Source organism: Citrobacter sp. B72, assembly GCF_016894305.1.
Taxonomy (GTDB): Bacteria; Pseudomonadota; Gammaproteobacteria; order Enterobacterales; family Enterobacteriaceae; genus Citrobacter; species Citrobacter portucalensis.
In genome coordinates this window covers 3,150,671-3,170,398 of record NZ_CP069801.1, presented here as the reverse complement: position 1 = coordinate 3,170,398, position 19,728 = coordinate 3,150,671, and the positions used below count along the sequence as shown (strand labels likewise).

Below are 19,728 nucleotides of genomic sequence, written 5' to 3'. Positions count from 1 at the left end.
TGATCGTTCAATAATAGCTTACAGACGTTGCTTAAACTGGTAATAACGCCCCTGCCGGGCTAACAAATCTGCGTGATTACCTTGCTCAATAATGTGTCCGTTGTCCATCACTATTATTTGATCAAAACGTGACAAGCCGCGCAGACGATGTGTCACCATCAGTACGGTTTTATCGCGCATGACATCGCCAATTAATTCAAGCATTTGGCTTTCTGTTGTGGCATCAAGCCCTTCGGTCGGTTCATCCAGCAGCATCAGTGGGGCATCGTGCAATAAGGCGCGAGCGATAGCCAGACGACGGAGTTCGCCGCCAGAAAGCTGACGACCGCCTTCGCCTAACCAGGCATTGAGTCCATCACCCTCTAGCAGTTTGTCCAGACCGACGCGGCACAGCATTGCGGATAATGTGTCATCACTGGTGTGCGGTGCTGCCAGCAGCAGGTTATCGCGAAGCGTCGCGCTGAACAGGTGCACGCGCTGTGGCACGACGCTGATGCTCTGGCGCAGCGCGGCTTCACTGAGGGCTGAAATCGGCTGCTCATTAATCAGAATTTCGCCATGCTGCGGATCCCATGCGCGGGTCAGCAATTGTAGTAACGTTGACTTACCGCAGCCAGTGCGACCGAGAATCGCAATGTGTTCACCGGGCTGAGCCTGCAGCGAAAGGGTGTCGAGCGCTTTTTGTGTTTGCCCCGGATAGCTGAATGAAACATCGCGTAGCGTGAGAGTGACCTGCTCAGAAACTGGAGAACCGGCATCCGGGAAGGTGACTTCTGGCTGCTGTTCGGTCAGTTCGGTGATGCGCAGCGCAGAGGCAATAACCTGTCCGAGATGCTGAAATGCCCCGGTGACGGGGGCCAAAGCTTCAAACGCGGCCAGCGCACAGAAGACAAACAGCGCGATCAGCGCGCCAGGCTGGGTATTGCCACCCACGCCGCCGGAGGCCATCCATAACATCACAACCACTGCCAGTGCGCCGACTAACAGCATGACCGCCTGTGATAGCGCCGTTAATTCAGACTGACGTCGTTGGGCTTCATGCCACTGCAACTCGGTGGCTTCCATTTGGGCGCGGTAACGTTCACTGGCGCCAAAGATGGTCAGTTCAGCCTGGCCCTGCAGCCAGGATGTTAACTGCTGACGATACTGCCCACGTAAATGCGTCAAACTTTGCCCGGTGCTTTTACCTGCCTGATAAAAGAGTGGGGGCAGGATAAATAAGGTCAGCAGCATAATACCGCCGAGAGTGATAGCCAGCGTGAAATCGAGAACGCTTAGCCCCAGCGTGACCACCATGATGACGACAAAAGCGCCCACAAGCGGGGAGAGCACGCGCAAATAGAGATGATCGAGCGTGTCGACATCCGCCACCACGCGGTTAAGCAATTCACCTTGTCCATAACGGGACAGGCCAGCAGGGGAGAGCGGCAGCAGTTTGCTGAAGGTATAAATACGCAAATGTTGCAGCACGCGGAACGTCGCGTCGTGGCTGACCAATCGCTCGAAATAGCGGCCCGCGGTTCGGGTGATTGCCGCACCGCGCACCCCGGCAGCAGGGAGCATATAGTTAAAACTGTAAATCCCGGTGACACCCACCACAGCAGAAGCCGACAGGAACCAGCCGGAAAGCGTCAGCAAACCAATACTTGCCAGCAGTGTGACGATCGCCAGAACGATCCCCAGGGTTAACATCCATTTGTGACGTTTATACAGCGTCAGATAAGGTAGCAAAGCGCGCATTTAAATGTCCTCCTGACGATGAGCCAGTAATGTCGCAAACGCCCCGTTGGCTGCGCTAAGTTCGGCATAAGTGCCTTGTTCAACGATCTGTCCGTCCTGCATCACCCAGATAACGTCCCAGTCGGCAAGATCTTCAAGTTGGTGTGTCACCATCAGCGTGGTCTGGCGGCGTGACGCTGCTTTCAACGCCTGCATCACGCGTTGTTCGCTGTGTGCATCAAGGCTGGCGGCGGGCTCGTCAAGCAACAACAACTGACATGGATTGAGTAAGGCGCGAGCCACGGCAACGCGTTGCGCTTGTCCGACAGAAAGTCGAGCAGCCTGATCGCCTACTGGTGTATCCACACCCTGTGGCAGAAGTGGTAAAAACTCACTGACCCAGGCGCTGTCGAGTGCGGCTTGCAGCTGTTCTTCGCTGGCATCGGGGCGAGCGAGCAGCACGTTATCGCGTAACGTGGCGGCAGGGAGCTGCGGGTTTTGTCCAACCCAGGACAGCTGTTTGCGCCAGCAATCAGGCGACAGGTCGCGCAGCTCAAAGCCGTTAATCCGCAGCGAACCCTGATAAGAGAGAAAACCGGACAGGACATTGAGCAACGAACTTTTGCCGGAGCCGCTGCGGCCAACCAGCACCGCGCGTTGGCCCACTGGCAGGGTAAAGTTGAGCGGACCTGCAAGCACTTTACCTTCCGGCGAGGTGATGACCAGATCTTCTGCTTCAATTGTAACTGCGTCTTTTGTTGTCAGCTCAATATCGCCACGCTCAGGATGTGCAAGCGGGGTTTCCATGAAGGTTTTCAGACTGTCTGCAGCACCAACGGCTTGTGCTTTGGCGTGATAGAACGTACCCAGATCGCGCAGGGGCTGGAAAAATTCCGGCGCCAGAATGAGCGCCAGGAAGCCAGCCGCCAATGTGACGCCCGTCCCGTAGTGGCCAAAATCGAGTTCACCGAGGTAGGAAAAACCGAAGTAAACCGCGACCAGTGCGATGGACAGGGAGGTAAAGAACTCAAGGACACCGGATGACAGAAACGCCAGGCGCAGGACTTCCATGGTGCGCTGGCGGAAATCCTGTGACGCTGCGCGGATGCTTTCTGTTTCGGCTTCACCGCGGCCAAAGATTCTTAGCGTCTCCATGCCCCGCAGGCGATCGAGAAAATGGCCGCTGAGGCGGGCAAGAGCCTGAAAGTTGCGGCGGTTAGCATCGGCTGCACCCATACCAACCATCGCCATAAACAACGGGATCAGCGGGGCAGTTCCAAGCAGAATAAGGGCGGCTACCCAGTTTGACGGGAATACCGCCGCCACGATCAATAAGGGGACGCATACGGCCAGCGCCATTTGCGGCAGATAACGTGCATAGTAATCATGCATGTCATCAATCTGTTCCAGGATTAGCGTAGCCCAGGTCCCGGCTGGTTTGCCTTGTATCCAGGCGGGACCTGCTTGTTGCAGACGGTCAAGCACCTGGCGGCGAATCTCAAAGCGGATATGTTGGCCAGCATGAAACCCGACGCGTTCGCGTAACCAGACGACCCATGCCCGCAGGATGAAAATCAATACCAGCACAATGAAAGGGAGCAGAAGCGCCTCTCTGGGGATATTGTCCATGATCATATGGTCGAGAATTCGGGCCATGAGCCAGGCCTGAGCGACAATTAACAGGCCGCTCACGAACCCCAACAGGCGTGAAATGTTCAGCCATCGTTGGGAAATTACACTTTGCTGTTTTAACCAGCGGGTCAGCTCTTTTTGACGGGTTTTATTCATTGCACGCTTAGCAGGTGAGTTATTGGAATTTTTGGGCAGGACAATGTTACAACGAGGCAAAAATAAAGGCGACTTATAGTCGCCTTTTTTACTTTTGTTACTGATTTGTAAAACTTATTTGCAAGCGTCTGCCAGACCGTCGAGATAACGCTCTGCGTCAAGCGCAGCCATACAACCGGTGCCTGCTGAAGTGATCGCCTGGCGATAAATATGGTCCATCACATCACCGGCGGCGAATACACCCGGAATGCTGGTTTGGGTGGCGTTACCATGAATACCGGACTGAACTTTGATGTAGCCATTTTCCAGTTCAAGCTGACCGTCAAAAATGGCGGTATTCGGGCTGTGGCCGATAGCGACAAACAACCCTGCAACGTCAAGTGACTCGACGTTGTCAGTGTTTTGCGTATCGCGCAGGCGCAGTCCGGTTACGCCCATTTGATCGCCGGTCACTTCTTCCAGTGTGCGGTGGGTATGCAGCACGATGTTGCCGTTTTCGACTTTATCCATCAAACGCTTGATCAGGATTTTCTCGGCGCGGAAGCTGTCGCGACGGTGAATCAAATGCACTTCAGATGCGATATTCGCCAGGTACAGCGCTTCTTCAACAGCGGTGTTGCCGCCGCCGATCACCGCAACTTTTTGGTTACGGTAGAAGAAACCGTCGCAGGTCGCGCAGGCGGAAACGCCACGGCCTTTGAAGGCTTCTTCTGAAGGCAGACCCAGGTAGCGTGCTGACGCACCGGTGGCGATGATCAGTGCGTCACAGGTGTATTCACCGCTGTCGCCGGTCAGACGGAAAGGGCGGTTTTGCAGATCAACTTTGCTGATATGATCAAAAATAATTTCAGTTTCAAATTTGGTCGCATGTTCGTGCATGCGTTCCATCAGCAATGGGCCTGTGAGATCGTGCGGATCGCCAGGCCAGTTCTCCACTTCTGTTGTTGTGGTCAACTGACCACCTTTTTCCATACCGGTAATCAGTACCGGTTGCAGGTTCGCGCGTGCAGCGTAGACCGCAGCGGTATACCCCGCAGGGCCAGAGCCCAGAATAAGAAGTTTACTGTGTTTGGTTGCGCCCATGAGATCCCCATAGTTGTTAGCAGGCAATGAGCAGGATTGTAGGGAATTTACAGGCGTAAAAAAAGAGTATGGCGATTTTGTTAACAATATGTGTAATAGCGGGAACCGATGAACGGCAGAATTAGTCGTAATACTATAACGATTTCTACTTAAAATCGGTCAGTTATAAGGTGATAAAATGACGATTTTCCATCACTGCGAATGAATAACTGGCATGTTGTACTAAAAATCGATGTTTTGCTTTGACAATCCCCTGCTGTTTTGCGAAAACATTCAAGGAAGAAAAAAACTGTGTCATGTATGTGCTGCATAATCATGCATGTAGATACCATGTTTACCGTGTTAGCGAAATCTACGCATGGTGTGGACAGATGCCATTCGTGATGTCGATAGCCGCCGACAGGCAACGGTCTTCTCACCATAAACCCAGACATTGCGAACCGAAAATCCCTCTGGGTTGCGGTTTATTTTGATGGGTAGCGACTCTGAACAGTGATGTTGGTAGAGTCAGGCAGGAGTAGGGAAGGAATACAGAGAGACAATAATAATGGTAGATAGTAAGAAGCGCCCTGGCAAAGATCTCGACCGTATCGATCGTAACATTCTTAATGAGCTGCAAAAGGATGGGCGTATTTCTAACGTCGAGCTTTCTAAACGTGTGGGACTTTCACCAACGCCCTGCCTTGAGCGTGTGCGTCGGTTGGAAAGACAGGGTTTTATTCAGGGCTATACAGCGCTGTTAAACCCGCATTATCTGGATGCATCACTTCTGGTTTTTGTTGAGATTACTCTGAATCGTGGCGCCCCGGATGTGTTTGAACAATTTAACTCTGCAGTACAAAAACTTGAAGAAATTCAAGAGTGTCATTTGGTTTCCGGTGATTTCGACTATTTGCTGAAAACACGCGTACCGGATATGTCGGCATACCGTAAGCTGTTGGGGGAAACCCTGCTGCGTCTGCCTGGCGTGAATGACACACGTACTTATGTAGTAATGGAAGAAGTCAAACAGAGCAATCGTCTGGTAATTAAGACGCGCTAACACGGAACAGGTGCAAAATCGACGCAGTTTGATTACACTCCTGTTAATCCATACAGCAACAGTGCCGGGGCAACCCGGTGCTGTTGTCCGTTTTAGCATCGGGCAGGAAAAGCCCGAAACCTGGAGAGCCGTTTTTGAGCCAGGAATACACTGAAGACAAAGACGTCACATTGACGAAGTTAAGCAGCGGGCGCCGACTTCTGGAAGCGCTACTGATCCTTATTGCCCTTTTTGCCGTCTGGTTGATGGCTGCCTTACTCAGCTTTAACCCTTCGGATCCCAGTTGGTCGCAAACCGCGTGGCATGAGCCTATCCATAATCTGGGTGGAATACCTGGAGCATGGCTGGCGGACACGCTGTTCTTTATTTTTGGCGTCATGGCCTACACAATCCCCGTCATCATTGTCGGTGGCTGCTGGTTTGCCTGGCGACATCAGGCCAGCGACGAATACGTCGATTATTTTGCCGTCTCGCTACGCATTATTGGCGTTCTGGCGCTGATTCTCACTTCCTGCGGGCTGGCCGCAATTAACGCCGATGACATCTGGTATTTCGCCTCTGGCGGCGTGATCGGCAGTCTGCTCAGCACCACGCTACAACCATTGCTGCACAGCAGCGGCGGCACGCTGACGTTGTTGTGCATTTGGGCAGCGGGATTAACGTTGTTCACCGGTTGGTCATGGGTGAGCATTGCGGAAAAACTGGGCGGCTGGTTACTCAATATCCTGACGTTTGCCAGCAACCGTACCCGCCGCGACGATACCTGGGTCGATGACGAAGAGTATGAAGACGAAGAAGAGTCTGTCGACGCCGCTGATGGCAAACCCCATGAATCGCGCCGAGCTCGTATCCTGCGCGGTGCGTTAGCGCGCCGTAAACGTCTGGCGGAGAAATTTACCAACCCGCTTGGTCGTCATACCGATGCGGCGCTGTTCTCCGGCAAACGCATGGATGATGAAGACGAAATTGAATACAGCGCCCGTGGCGTGGTTGCCGATCCTAATGATGTGCTGTTTTCCGGTAATCGCGCGACGCTGCCTGAATATGACGAACTTGATCCACTGCTTAACGGCCACTCGGTGACCGAGCCTGTGGCTGCAGCAGCTGCAGCTACAACAGCCGCTCAGGCCTGGAGCGCACCGGTCGATCCGTTACTGCAAACGTCACCCGTGACCAACACTGTTATGGAGCAACCGGTCCCAACTGTGGCCTGGCAACCCGTGCCTGGCCCGCAAACCGGTGATGCCGCGATTGCACCAGCGCCTGAAGGTTATCCGCAGCCAGCCCAGTACGCGCAACCTCCGGTGCAGCAGCCGTATGAGCCATGGCAACAACCGGTTGTGGAGCAGAGTCCGCAGCCGCAATATTACGCACAGCAGCCCGTTGAACCTGTTTATACGCAGCCTGTCGCGCCGCAGCCGGAACCTGTTTATCAGCCGGAGCCCGTGCTGCAACCTGTCTATCAACAGGATCCGACCTCTCAACAGAACACCGCATTCCAGCAGCCTGGTTATCAGCCGGAGCCTGTGCAGCAACCTGTTTATCAGCAGGATCCAACTTTTCAACAGAGCACTACGTTCCAGCAGCCTGTGGTTGAACAACCAACAGTGGTGGAACCTGAGCCGGTGGTTGAAGAAGTTAAACCGACTCGTCCGCCGCTCTATTACTTTGAAGAAGTCGAAGAGAAACGTGCGCGTGAGCGTGAGCAACTGGCCGCATGGTATCAGCCGATTCCAGAACCTGCTCAGGAGCCTGAGCGTGTTAAGCCGTCTACGCCATCTATGCCGACGCCTGCATCCATACCACCCGTTGAGTCTGTTGCTGCCGTTGCACCGCTGGCCGCTGGCGTAAAAAGCGCCGCGTTAGGGGCAGGTGCCGCTGCCGCAGCACCTGTCTTTAGCCTTGCAGGCAGCGGTACGCCGCGTCCGCAGGTGAAAGAGGGCATTGGCCCGCAGTTGCCGCGTCCGAATCGTGTGCGCGTGCCTACTCGTCGTGAACTGGCTTCATATGGCATAAAACTGCCGTCACAGCGTATGGCTGAAGAGAAAGCGCGCGAAGAGCAGCTTGATACAGATGCGTATAGTGACGATGAAATGGATGCAATGCAGCAGGACGAGCTGGCACGTCAGTTCGCTCAGTCGCAGCAGCATCGTTATGGCGAAGAGTATCAGGACGATACCCACCAGACTGATGACGAAGATTCAGCCGCAGAAGCGGAACTGGCTCGCCAGTTTGCTTCTTCTCAGCAGCAGCGTTATTCCGGTGAACAGCCTGTCGGAGCGAATCCGTTCTCCCTCGATGACTTTGAATTTTCGCCAATGAAAACGCTGGTGGATGAGGGGCCGCATGAGCCGTTGTTTACGCCTGGCGTAATGCCGGAGCCCGCGCCGCAGTACCAGGAACCCGTTGCGCCGCAGCAGCATTATCAGCAACCGGCGCAGCCAGTTGCACCGCAGCAGCATTATCAGCAACCGGCGCAGCCAGTTGCACCGCAGCAGCACTATCAGCAACCGACACAGCCAGTTGCACCACAGCAGCATTATCAGCAACCAGCGCAGCCAGTTGCATCGCAGCAGCATTATCAGCAGCCAGCGCAGCCTGTTACACCGCCGCCGCAGGATAGTCTGATCCATCCGCTGCTAATGCGTAATGGGGATAGTCGTCCGGCGCACCGTCCAAGCACGCCGCTGCCATCGTTAGATCTGCTCACGCCGCCGCCGAGCGAAGTTGAGCCGATAGATACGTTCGCACTGGAACAAATGGCACGTCTGGTGGAAGCGCGTCTGGCGGATTTCCGCATTAAAGCCGATGTGGTGAACTACTCTCCTGGCCCGGTGATTACCCGCTTTGAGCTTAATCTGGCTCCAGGGGTTAAAGCGGCGCGTATTTCTAACCTGTCACGAGATCTGGCGCGTTCATTGTCGACCGCGGCGGTACGTGTGGTCGAGGTTATTCCAGGCAAACCGTATGTCGGACTGGAGTTACCGAACAAAAAACGTCAAACCGTCTATCTGCGAGAAGTGCTGGATAACGCTAAATTCCGTGATAACTCATCTCCGCTGACTGTGGTGCTGGGCAAAGATATTGCGGGCGAACCGGTGGTGGCCGATCTGGCTAAAATGCCGCACCTGCTGGTGGCAGGGACAACCGGTTCCGGTAAGTCTGTTGGGGTGAACGCCATGATCCTCAGCATGCTGTACAAAGCGCAGCCGGAAGACGTTCGCTTTATCATGATTGACCCGAAAATGCTGGAACTTTCTGTTTATGAAGGTATTCCGCATTTGCTGACTGAAGTTGTGACCGACATGAAAGATGCCGCCAATGCCTTGCGTTGGAGCGTCAATGAAATGGAACGTCGCTACAAACTGATGTCGGCGCTTGGCGTGCGTAACCTCGCCGGTTATAACGATAAGATTGCTGAAGCCGCCCGTATGGGACGTCCGATTCCAGACCCATACTGGAAGCCGGGCGACAGCATGGATGTTCAGCATCCGGTGCTGGAAAAACTGCCGTATATCGTGGTGTTGGTGGATGAATTCGCTGACCTGATGATGACCGTTGGCAAAAAGGTGGAAGAACTGATCGCTCGTCTGGCGCAAAAAGCGCGTGCGGCGGGTATCCACCTGGTGCTGGCAACCCAGCGACCGTCAGTTGACGTTATCACCGGTCTGATTAAAGCGAACATCCCGACGCGTATCGCCTTTACAGTGTCCAGTAAAATTGACTCGCGTACCATCCTTGACCAGGGCGGCGCGGAATCGCTGTTGGGTATGGGTGACATGCTTTATTCTGCACCAAACTCGACGATCCCTGTGCGTGTACACGGCGCCTTTGTACGCGATGAAGAAGTTCACGCGGTAGTTCAGGACTGGAAAGCGCGCGGCCGTCCACAATACGTTGATGGCATTACCTCTGACAGCGAAAGCGAAGGCGGCGGTGGCGGCTTTGATGGTGGCGAAGAACTGGATCCGCTGTTCGATCAGGCGGTGAACTTTGTTACTCAGAAACGCAAAGCCTCAATCTCCGGCGTCCAACGTCAGTTCCGTATCGGTTACAACCGAGCGGCGCGCATCATCGAACAGATGGAAGCGCAGGGAATAGTCAGCGAACAAGGGCATAATGGTAATCGTGAAGTGCTGGCTCCGCCGCCCTTCGAATGATTGCAAAGTTAAGTAATTCAGTATTTTCTACTTTCCTCATGCTGATTTTTGGCCTGAAATGGATAGCAGAGGGATCTCCCCGTTGGGAGTGACGTATTTTGAGGAATAACGATGAAAAGAATCGCAATCACCTGTGCATTACTGTCTAGCTTTGTGGTGAGCAGCGTCTGGGCTGACGCTGCCAGCGACCTGAAAAGCCGTCTGGATAAAGTCAGCAGCTTCCATGCCAGCTTTACTCAGAAGGTCACGGACGGTAGCGGCGCTGCGGTACAGGAGGGTCAGGGCGACTTATGGGTTAAACGCCCTAATCTTTTTAACTGGCATATGACGCAGCCTGACGAGAGCATCCTGGTTTCCGATGGTAAAACGCTGTGGTTCTTTAACCCGTTTGTTGAGCAGGCGACTGCGACCTGGTTGAAAGACGCCACGGGCAACACGCCGTTCATGCTGATTGCGCGTAACCAGGCCAGCGACTGGCAACAGTACAACATTAAGCAAAACGGCGACGATTTCGTGCTGACGCCAAAAACCAGCAGCGGTAACCTGAAGCAGTTTACTATCAATGTTGGGCGGGACGGGACGATCCATCAGTTCAGTGCCGTTGAGCAAGACGATCAGTGCAGCAGCTATCAGCTGAAATCTCAGCAGAATGGTGCGATTGAACCTTCGAAATTCACCTTTACCCCGCCGCAAGGTGTAACGGTTGACGATCAACGTAAGTAGAGGCGTGTGAGTGAGCAATCTGTCGCTCGACTTTTCTGATAATACCTTTCAGCCACTGGCCGCACGTATGCGGCCAGAAAATTTAGCGCAGTACATCGGCCAGCAGCATCTGCTGGCTGCGGGTAAACCCTTGCCGCGCGCCATCGAGGCCGGGCACCTGCACTCTATGATTTTATGGGGTCCGCCGGGGACGGGGAAAACCACGCTAGCCGAAGTTATTGCCCGTTACGCTAACGCCGATGTTGAACGAATTTCGGCGGTCACGTCTGGTGTAAAAGAAATTCGTGAAGCGATTGAGCGGGCGCGTCAGAATCGTAACGCGGGTCGACGTACGATCCTGTTCGTGGACGAAGTTCACCGTTTTAATAAAAGCCAACAGGATGCGTTTTTACCGCATATTGAAGACGGTACCATCACGTTTATTGGCGCCACCACTGAAAATCCCTCGTTTGAACTGAACTCGGCACTGTTGTCGCGGGCGCGTGTTTATTTACTGAAATCGTTAACCACCGACGATATTGAACAGGTGCTGGACCAGGCGATGTCAGATAATGCCCGTGGTTACGGTGGTCAGGATATCGTACTGCCACCAGAGACGCGTCGGGCGATTGCCGAACTGGTGAATGGCGACGCGCGGCGAGCGCTGAATACGCTGGAAATGATGGCCGATATGGCCGAAGTTGATGATTCCGGTAAGCGCGTATTGAAACCAGAATTGCTCACTGAAATTGCCGGTGAACGCAGCGCACGCTTCGATAATAAAGGCGATCGTTTTTACGATCTCATCTCCGCATTACACAAATCGGTTCGCGGCAGCGCCCCGGATGCGGCACTTTATTGGTATGCGCGCATCATTAGTGCAGGCGGTGACCCGCTGTATGTAGCCCGTCGCTGTCTGGCAATTGCCTCTGAAGATGTGGGCAATGCCGATCCTCGCGCCATGCAGGTGGCAATTTCCGCATGGGACTGCTTTACCCGCGTGGGACCCGCGGAAGGTGAAAGAGCGATTGCTCAGGCAATTGTTTATCTGGCCTGCGCGCCGAAAAGTAATGCGGTTTACACCGCCTTCAAAGCCGCGCTGGCTGATGCCCGTGAACGTCCGGATTACGACGTGCCGGTCCACCTGCGCAATGCGCCAACTAAGCTGATGAAAGAAATGGGCTATGGTCAGGAGTATCGTTACGCCCATGATGAACCAAATGCCTATGCCGCCGGAGAAGAGTACTTCCCGCAGGAAATGGCACAAACGCGCTATTATCACCCCACAAACAGAGGTCTTGAAGGCAAGATTGGCGAAAAGCTCGCCTGGCTCGCCGGACAGGATCAAAATAGCCCTATAAAACGCTACCGTTAGTGTTATCGTTGCGGTAATGTTGTCTCTGTATCCCTGTGACCGCAGGCTGTGGTCACTTTCTCCTATTTTAATTCGATAAGCACAGGATAAGCATGCTCGATCCCAATCTGCTGCGTAATGAGCCAGACGCAGTCGCAGAAAAACTGGCAAGCCGGGGCTTTAAGCTGGATGTAGAAAAGCTGCGCGCTCTTGAAGAGCGTCGTAAAGTTCTGCAGGTACAAACTGAAAACCTGCAGGCAGAGCGTAACTCTCGATCGAAATCCATCGGCCAGGCAAAAGCGCGCGGGGAAGATATCGAGTCTTTACGTCTGGAAGTGAACAAACTGGGCGAAGAGCTGGATGCCGCGAAAGCTGAACTTGATACCTTACAGGCCGAGATCCGCGACATTGCGCTGACCATTCCTAACCTGCCAGCGGACGACGTTCCGGTGGGTAAAGATGAAAATGACAACGTTGAAGTCAGCCGTTGGGGGACGCCGCGTGAGTTTGATTTCGAAGTGCGCGATCACGTTACCCTGGGTGAAATGCACACGGGTCTTGATTTTGCCGCTGCGGTTAAGCTGACCGGCTCTCGTTTCGTCGTGATGAAAGGGCAGATCGCGCGCATGCACCGTGCGCTGTCTCAGTTCATGCTGGATCTGCATACCGAACAGCATGGTTACAGCGAAAACTACGTTCCGTATCTGGTTAACCATGACACGCTGTACGGAACAGGGCAACTGCCGAAATTTGCTGGCGATCTGTTCCACACCCGTCCGCTGGATGAAGAAGCTGACAGCAGCAACTATGCGCTGATCCCAACGGCAGAAGTTCCGCTGACCAACCTGGTTCGCGACGAAATCATTGACGAAGATGCGCTGCCGATCAAAATGACCGCGCATACGCCGTGCTTCCGTTCTGAAGCAGGTTCTTACGGTCGTGATACCCGTGGTCTGATCCGTATGCACCAGTTCGATAAAGTTGAAATGGTGCAGATCGTTCGCCCAGAAGACTCTATGGACGCGCTGGAAGAGATGACCGGCCATGCCGAGAAGGTTCTTCAGCTGCTGGGCCTGCCGTACCGTAAGATCATCCTGTGCACAGGCGACATGGGCTTCGGCGCATGCAAAACGTACGATCTGGAAGTGTGGATCCCGGCGCAGAACACCTATCGCGAAATCTCCTCTTGCTCCAACGTGTGGGATTTCCAGGCTCGTCGTATGCAGGCGCGTTGCCGCAGCAAATCCGACAAAAAGACCCGTTTAGTACATACGCTGAACGGTTCTGGTCTGGCGGTTGGACGTACGCTGGTTGCGGTGATGGAAAACTATCAGCAGGCTGATGGCCGTATTCAGGTTCCGGAAGTGTTACGTCCGTACATGAATGGCCTGGAGTTTATCGGCTAAGCTACCTTTCTTTGCTAAAAAAGCGCCTCAGGGCGCTTTTTTTATGCCCGTTTGACGTCGGACAATAACGCCTACCTCCATAGGAGTAATACTGCCTTCGAATGAAAGTCAGTATTTATCTCTGTCTTTTCGCAAATTCGGTATCTACCAGTCTGTATATCGATATTAACGCTATATAAAAATCTATATAACGAGTATTTCTCTTTTGTTTATTGTGAGCAGCAGAGTGAGCCACTATGAAAACTAAGATCCCCGATGCCATGCTGGCAGCTGAGGTTAGTCGCCGAGGTTTGGTGAAAACGACGGCGATAGGCGGACTGGCGGTGGCCAGTAGCGCGTTTACCCTGCCATTTACCCGTATTGCAAATGCTGCAGAAGCCCTTAATCCGACACAGGCCAATGAGAAAGTCATCTGGAGCGCGTGTACGGTGAACTGTGGTAGCCGCTGTCCTCTGCGTATGCACGTGGTAGACGGTGAAATAAAGTATGTTGAAACCGACAACACCGGTGATGACAACTATGACGGCTTGCACCAGGTACGCGCCTGTCTGCGTGGTCGCTCCATGCGTCGTCGCGTTTATAATCCCGACCGTCTGAAATACCCGATGAAACGTGTCGGTAAACGTGGCGAAGGGAAATTTGAGCGTATCAGCTGGGATGAAGCCTACGACATCATTGCCAGCAATATGCAGCGTCTTATCAAAGACTACGGCAACGAGTCTATCTATCTGAACTACGGCACAGGTACGCTGGGCGGCACCCTGACACGCTCCTGGCCGCCAGGCAAAACGCTGGTAGCACGTCTGATGAACTGCTGTGGCGGCTACCTGAACCACTACGGTGACTACTCTTCAGCACAAATCGCTGCCGGGTTGAACTACACCTACGGCGGCTGGGCAGACGGTAACAGCCCGTCCGACATTGAAAACAGCAAGCTGGTGGTTCTGTTCGGGAATAACCCAGGTGAAACCCGTATGAGCGGGGGTGGGGTAACCTATTACCTTGAACAGGCGCGACAGAAATCCAATGCCCGCATGATTATTATCGATCCTCGCTACACGGATACCGGCGCGGGTCGTGAAGATGAATGGATCCCGATCCGCCCAGGTACCGATGCGGCATTGGTGAATGGTCTGGCGTATGTGCTGATCACCGAAAACATGGTTGATCAACCGTTCCTTGATAAATACTGCGTGGGTTACGACGAGAAAACCTTACCGGCCGACGCACCGAAAAACGGTCACTATAAGGCGTATATTCTTGGGCAGGGCAAAGACGGTATCGCCAAGACCCCGGAATGGGCAGCGCAAATTACCGGTATTCCTGCTGAACGAATCGTCAAACTGGCACGTGAAATCGGTAGCGCTAAACCGGCATATATCAGTCAGGGGTGGGGACCGCAGCGTCATGCTAACGGTGAAATAGCGACTCGTGCCATTTCTATGCTGGCAATCCTTACCGGTAACGTTGGGATTAACGGCGGCAACAGCGGGGCGCGTGAGGGCTCATACAGTTTGCCGTTTGAACGTATGCCTACGCTGGAAAACCCAGTCGAAACCAGCATCTCTATGTTTATGTGGACGGACGCCATTGAGCGAGGTCCGGAGATGACGGCGCTGCGTGACGGTGTTCGTGGCAAAGATAAGCTCGATGTTCCGATTAAGATGATCTGGAACTATGCCGGTAACTGTCTGATTAACCAGCACTCTGATATCAACCGCACACATGAAATCCTACAGGATGATAAGAAGTGCGAGATGATCGTTGTCATCGACTGCCATATGACCTCCTCGGCGAAATACGCGGATATTTTGCTGCCGGACTGCACCGCTTCGGAGCAGATGGACTTCGCACTGGATGCCTCCTGCGGAAATATGTCGTATGTGATTTTCACCGATCAGGCGATCAAACCACGCTTCGAATGCAAGACTATCTACCAGATGACCAGTGAACTAGCGAAACGCCTTGGTGTTGAGCAGCAGTTTACAGAAGGTCGTACTCAGGAAGAGTGGATGCGTCATCTGTACGAGCAGTCGCGCAAAGCCATTCCTGAACTGCCAACGTTTGAAGAATTCCGCAAGCAGGGGATCTTTAAACAGCGCGACCCACAGGGACATCACGTGGCCTACAAGGCGTTCCGTGAGGATCCTAACGGCAATCCGCTGACCACGCCGTCAGGTAAGATCGAAATTTATTCGCAGCAGCTTGCCGAGATCGCGTCAACCTGGGAACTGCCGGAAGGTGATGTGATTGATCCACTGCCGATTTATACCCCAGGTTTTGAGAGCTTAAACGATCCGCTGGTGGAGAAATTCCCTCTGCAGTTGACCGGCTTCCACTATAAGTCTCGCGTCCACTCGACCTATGGCAACGTGGATGTTCTGAAAGCATCCTGCCGCCAGGAAATGTGGATCAACCCGATGGATGCCCAGCGACGCGGCATTAACAACGGCGACAAGGTGCGCATCTTTAACGATCGTGGTGAAGTGCACATCGAGGCGAAAGTAACGCCGCGTATGATGCCTGGCGTGGTGGCATTGGGCGAAGGGGCGTGGTATGACCCGGACGCAAAACGCGTGGACCAGGGCGGTTGTATTAACGTCCTGACGACCCAGCGTCCGTCTCCTCTCGCGAAGGGGAACCCATCACACACGAACCTTGTTCAGGTTGAAAAGGTGTAAGGAGTAACCGATGACAACCCAGTATGGATTTTTTATTGATTCCAGCCGTTGCACCGGTTGCAAAACCTGCGAACTGGCGTGCAAAGATTTCAAAAATTTAACCCCTGAAGTCAGCTTCCGCCGCATTTATGAGTACGCGGGAGGTGACTGGCAGGAAGACAACGGCGTCTGGCATCAGAACGTCTTTGCCTATTACCTCTCCATTGCGTGTAACCACTGTGAAGACCCGGCCTGTACCAAGGTGTGTCCGAGCGGTGCGATGCACAAACGTGAAGATGGTTTTGTCGTTGTCGATGAAGATGTGTGCATCGGCTGCCGCTATTGCCACATGGCCTGTCCTTACAGCGCACCACAGTATAATGCTGACAAAGGGCACATGACCAAATGCGATGGCTGCCATGAGCGCGTCGCTGAAGGTAAGAAACCTATTTGCGTCGAGTCCTGTCCACTGCGTGCGCTGGATTTTGGCCCAATTGATGAACTGCGCAAAAAACACGGTACTTTGGCTGCGGTTGCGCCACTGCCGGGCGCGCACTTTACCAAACCGAGCATTGTCATCAAACCTAACGCCAATAGCCGCCCGACCGGGGATACCACAGGTTATCTGGCTAATCCGAAGGAGGTGTAAGATGGGAAGTGGATGGCATGAATGGCCGCTGATGATCTTCACGGTCTTTGGACAGTGTGTGGTTGGCGGTTTTATTGTTCTGGCGCTGGCGTTGATGAAAGGGGGCTTACGCCCAGAATCGCAGCAACGCGTAATTACCTGCATGTTTGGGCTTTGGGTATTAATGGGCATTGGTTTTATTGCCTCTATGCTCCACCTGGGCTCACCGATGCGCGCCTTTAACTCACTCAATCGCGTTGGGTCATCTGCGTTGAGTAACGAAATTGCCAGCGGCTCACTCTTCTTTGCCGTTGGCGGTATCGGCTGGCTGCTGGCTATGTTGAAGAAAATGTCGCCCGCATTACGCAATCTGTGGTTAGTTGTCACCATGGTGCTGGGTGTGGTTTTTGTCTGGATGATGGTGCGCGTGTATAACACCATCGATACTGTACCGACCTGGTACAGCATCTGGACACCGCTGGGATTCTTCCTGACGATGTTTATGGACGGTCCGCTGCTGGGATATCTGTTACTGAGAATTGCTGGCGTGGATGGTTGGGCGATGCGCCTGCTGCCGGCTATATCAGTGCTTGCTCTGGTCGTGAGCGCCATCATGTCGGTAATGCAGGGGACTGAACTGGCGACGATCCACAGTTCGATTCAACAGGCCTCTGCGCTGGTTCCGGATTACGGTTCGCTGATGGCGTGGCGGATTGTGGCACTGGCGTTAGCGCTGTGCTGCTGGATAGTACCGCAAGTGAAGGGTTACCAGCCTGCCGTTACGTTGCTTTCCGTCGCGTTTATTCTGCTGTTAGTCGGCGAGCTGATTGGTCGTGGCGTGTTCTACGGGCTGCATATGACCGTCGGTATGGCGGTGGCGAGTTAATTCATAATATGCCGGATGGCGGCTCGTGCTTTATCAAACCTACAATATCCGTAGGCCTTAAAGCTGCGCGCTATCCGGCTACATGTCAGGCCAGGGTTTTGCCCCAGTCTTTACTTCTGCTTAGTTAACGTGTCATAGCTGGTCATCAGATTGCGATAATCCGGAATGTGATTAGAGAACAACGTCGCCAGACCTTCGATATCGTTGCGCCAGTCGCGGTGCAGTTCGCATGCTACTCCGAACCATGTCATCAATTGAGCGCCTGCTTGAGACATCCGATCCCATGCTGAATGGCGGGTAATTTCATTAAACGTGCCTGAAGCATCGGTGACAACAAAGACGTCAAAACCTTCTTCAATAGCCGAGAGCGCTGGGAAAGCGACGCAAACCTCCGTCACGACACCAGCGATAATCAGCTGCTTTTTGCCGGTCGCTTTTACTGCTTTCACGAAATCTTCGTTATCCCATGCGTTAATGTTTCCTGGGCGAGCAATGTAGGGCGCATCGGGAAATTGAGCTTTCAGTTCCGGTACCAGCGGTCCGTTTGGTCCTGTCTCAAAACTGGTTGTCAGAATGGTTGGGAGGTTGAAGTATTTTGCTAAGTCACCGAGCGCAAGCACGTTGTTTTTAAATTTATCGGGATCGATATCCCGAACCAGAGAGAGCAGGCCAGCCTGATGGTCGACCAGCAGTACTGCCGCATTGTCTTTATCAAGTCTTACGTAAGGTTTAGTCATGGTATTTCTCCTGTTCAGTATCAGTGGGGGAAATTTGATGAGTTTAAGTCTACGAAAAGAACGATATTTGGATTAGATAGATAAATAAGAACTCACTGTTCTATTTTGAAGACAATGCAGCTCAGCATCCCGAATACAGTTTAGTAAGAAATAAAAGTAAGGGGAGTCCATGAAATTTTTCGACTGAACGTAACGCGAGATTTTTGTTTTAGATCAATAAAAACAAACAGATGTGTTTTTGTGTTTTTTATCTATTCACATTAAGAATCAGTAATGCAAATCGATCGACCAGAAAGCGCCTCAGCCCTCTGATTCCGCCGATTGACAATGTTTTTAGCAGTGGCATGATGCGCATGAAATTTGAACTTCCTCACGGTTTTTATTCATGTCCACCTATACCCGTCCCGTCATGCTATTGCTGTGCGGGCTACTTCTGTTGACCCTGGCGATCGCCGTGTTAAACACGCTCGTCCCGCTTTGGCTCGCCCATGAAAATCTGCCTACCTGGCAGGTAGGCATGGTGAGCTCGTCTTACTTTACCGGTAATCTGGTAGGGACGTTGCTGACAGGGTATTTAATAAAACACCTTGGTTTTAACCGCAGCTATTACATCGCCTCGCTTATTTTTGCCGCGGGCTGTGTCGGGCTGGGGATTATGGTGGGATTCTGGAGCTGGATGACATGGCGTTTTATCGCCGGTGTTGGCTGCGCCATGATCTGGGTGGTCGTGGAAAGCGCGCTGATGTGCAGCGGGACGTCCCGTAATCGCGGACGGTTACTTGCCGCCTATATGATGATCTATTATGTGGGAACGTTTTTAGGCCAACTGCTGGTTAGTAAAGTATCAACAGAATTGATGAACGTCCTGCCGTGGGTGACGGGTACTATCCTGGCGGGTGTTTTGCCACTGCTCTTTACGCGCATTGCTAATCAGCAGGGCGATGAACAGCAGTCTACGCCTATTGTCTCCATGCTGAGGTTGCGTCAGGCGCGCCTGGGCGTTAATGGCTGCATTATTTCCGGGATCGTGCTGGGGTCTTTGTATGGCCTGATGCCGCTGTATCTCAACCATCAGGGGGTGAGCAACGCCAGCATTGGTTTCTGGATGGCGGTTCTGGTAAGTGCCGGTATTCTGGGGCAATGGCCGATTGGCCGTCTGGCGGATAAGCTGGGACGTCTGCTGGTTTTACGCGTCCAGGTCTTCGTGGTGATCGTCGGGAGTATCGCCATGCTGAATCAGGCGGCGATGGCGCCCGCGTTGTTTATGTTGGGTGCGGCAGGCTTTACCCTCTATCCGGTCGCGATGGCCTGGGCCTGTGAAAAGGTGGAACATCATCAGTTGGTCGCCATGAATCAGGCATTGCTATTGAGCTATACCGTGGGCAGTCTGCTGGGACCTTCGTTTACTGCGATGCTGATGCAGAATTATTCAGATAGCTTGCTGTTTATCATGATCGCCAGCGTATCGTTTATTTATTTACTAATGCTGCTGCGTAAGACGGGCCATACGCCCAATTCTATTGCGCACATTTGACCTGATTTAACAGAATATGAACAGGTTCC

Annotated in this window: 13 protein-coding genes; 9 read left to right on the top strand and 4 right to left on the bottom strand. The window is 53.1% G+C overall.

The annotated features are described in order from the left end of the window. Positions 1–18: 18 nt before the first annotated feature. The 3 genes from cydC to trxB all read right to left on the bottom strand — a co-directional run bounded on the left by cydC (position 19) and on the right by trxB (position 4,590). Complete coding sequence (gene cydC, locus JQN59_RS15130) at positions 19–1,740, bottom strand: heme ABC transporter ATP-binding protein/permease CydC (RefSeq protein ID WP_149607858.1); 1,722 nt, start codon at positions 1,738–1,740, stop codon at positions 19–21. Beyond that, entirely contained in the window at positions 1,741–3,507 is a 1,767-nt protein-coding gene (cydD, locus tag JQN59_RS15125; RefSeq protein ID WP_149607857.1) for a heme ABC transporter permease/ATP-binding protein CydD, read from the bottom strand. Positions 3,508–3,621: 114 nt separating this feature from the next. Next, positions 3,622–4,590 carry a thioredoxin-disulfide reductase gene (gene trxB, locus JQN59_RS15120; RefSeq protein ID WP_003831889.1) on the bottom strand — a complete coding sequence of 323 codons (969 nt, stop codon included), beginning with the start codon at positions 4,588–4,590 and terminating at the stop codon, positions 3,622–3,624. Positions 4,591–5,137: 547 nt separating this feature from the next. Between trxB and lrp the strand changes: the two genes are divergently transcribed. The 8 genes from lrp to JQN59_RS15080 all read left to right on the top strand — a co-directional run bounded on the left by lrp (position 5,138) and on the right by JQN59_RS15080 (position 17,428). Then, the gene (lrp, locus tag JQN59_RS15115; protein WP_002439523.1) at positions 5,138–5,632 is read left to right on the top strand and encodes a leucine-responsive transcriptional regulator Lrp; all 495 of its coding nucleotides are present in this window, start codon (positions 5,138–5,140) and stop codon (positions 5,630–5,632) included. A 134-nt stretch (positions 5,633–5,766) separates the two neighbouring features. Beyond that, positions 5,767–9,792 (top strand): DNA translocase FtsK, encoded by a 4,026-nt coding sequence (ftsK, locus tag JQN59_RS15110; RefSeq protein ID WP_149607856.1) that lies wholly within the window; start codon positions 5,767–5,769, stop codon positions 9,790–9,792. A 111-nt stretch (positions 9,793–9,903) separates the two neighbouring features. Beyond that, complete coding sequence (gene lolA, locus JQN59_RS15105) at positions 9,904–10,515, top strand: outer membrane lipoprotein chaperone LolA (protein WP_149607855.1); 612 nt, start codon at positions 9,904–9,906, stop codon at positions 10,513–10,515. A gap of 10 nt (positions 10,516–10,525) precedes the next feature. Beyond that, complete coding sequence (gene rarA, locus JQN59_RS15100; RefSeq protein ID WP_048214581.1) at positions 10,526–11,869, top strand: replication-associated recombination protein RarA; 1,344 nt, start codon at positions 10,526–10,528, stop codon at positions 11,867–11,869. 92 nt (positions 11,870–11,961) lie between these two features. Further along, positions 11,962–13,254, top strand: coding sequence for a serine--tRNA ligase (gene serS, locus JQN59_RS15095; protein ID WP_149607854.1), 1,293 nt, complete (start codon positions 11,962–11,964; stop codon positions 13,252–13,254). 236 nt (positions 13,255–13,490) lie between these two features. Next, the gene (gene dmsA / locus JQN59_RS15090) at positions 13,491–15,935 is read left to right on the top strand and encodes a dimethylsulfoxide reductase subunit A (protein ID WP_149607853.1); all 2,445 of its coding nucleotides are present in this window, start codon (positions 13,491–13,493) and stop codon (positions 15,933–15,935) included. A 10-nt stretch (positions 15,936–15,945) separates the two neighbouring features. Next, complete coding sequence (locus tag JQN59_RS15085) at positions 15,946–16,563, top strand: DMSO/selenate family reductase complex B subunit (protein WP_126318678.1); 618 nt, start codon at positions 15,946–15,948, stop codon at positions 16,561–16,563. 1 nt (position 16,564) lies between these two features. After that, entirely contained in the window at positions 16,565–17,428 is an 864-nt protein-coding gene (locus tag JQN59_RS15080; RefSeq protein ID WP_204528085.1) for a dimethyl sulfoxide reductase anchor subunit family protein, read from the top strand. A gap of 110 nt (positions 17,429–17,538) precedes the next feature. On the opposite strand, the gene ycaC is transcribed toward JQN59_RS15080, so the two are convergent. Beyond that, on the bottom strand, positions 17,539–18,165 hold the full coding sequence (gene ycaC / locus JQN59_RS15075; protein ID WP_003035746.1) for an isochorismate family cysteine hydrolase YcaC: 627 nt from the start codon (positions 18,163–18,165) through the stop codon (positions 17,539–17,541). A 385-nt stretch (positions 18,166–18,550) separates the two neighbouring features. Here ycaC and JQN59_RS15070 point away from each other — a divergent pair, with 385 nt between their 5' ends. Further along, positions 18,551–19,699 (top strand): MFS transporter, encoded by a 1,149-nt coding sequence (locus JQN59_RS15070; RefSeq protein WP_149607851.1) that lies wholly within the window; start codon positions 18,551–18,553, stop codon positions 19,697–19,699. Positions 19,700–19,728 lie beyond the last annotated feature (29 nt).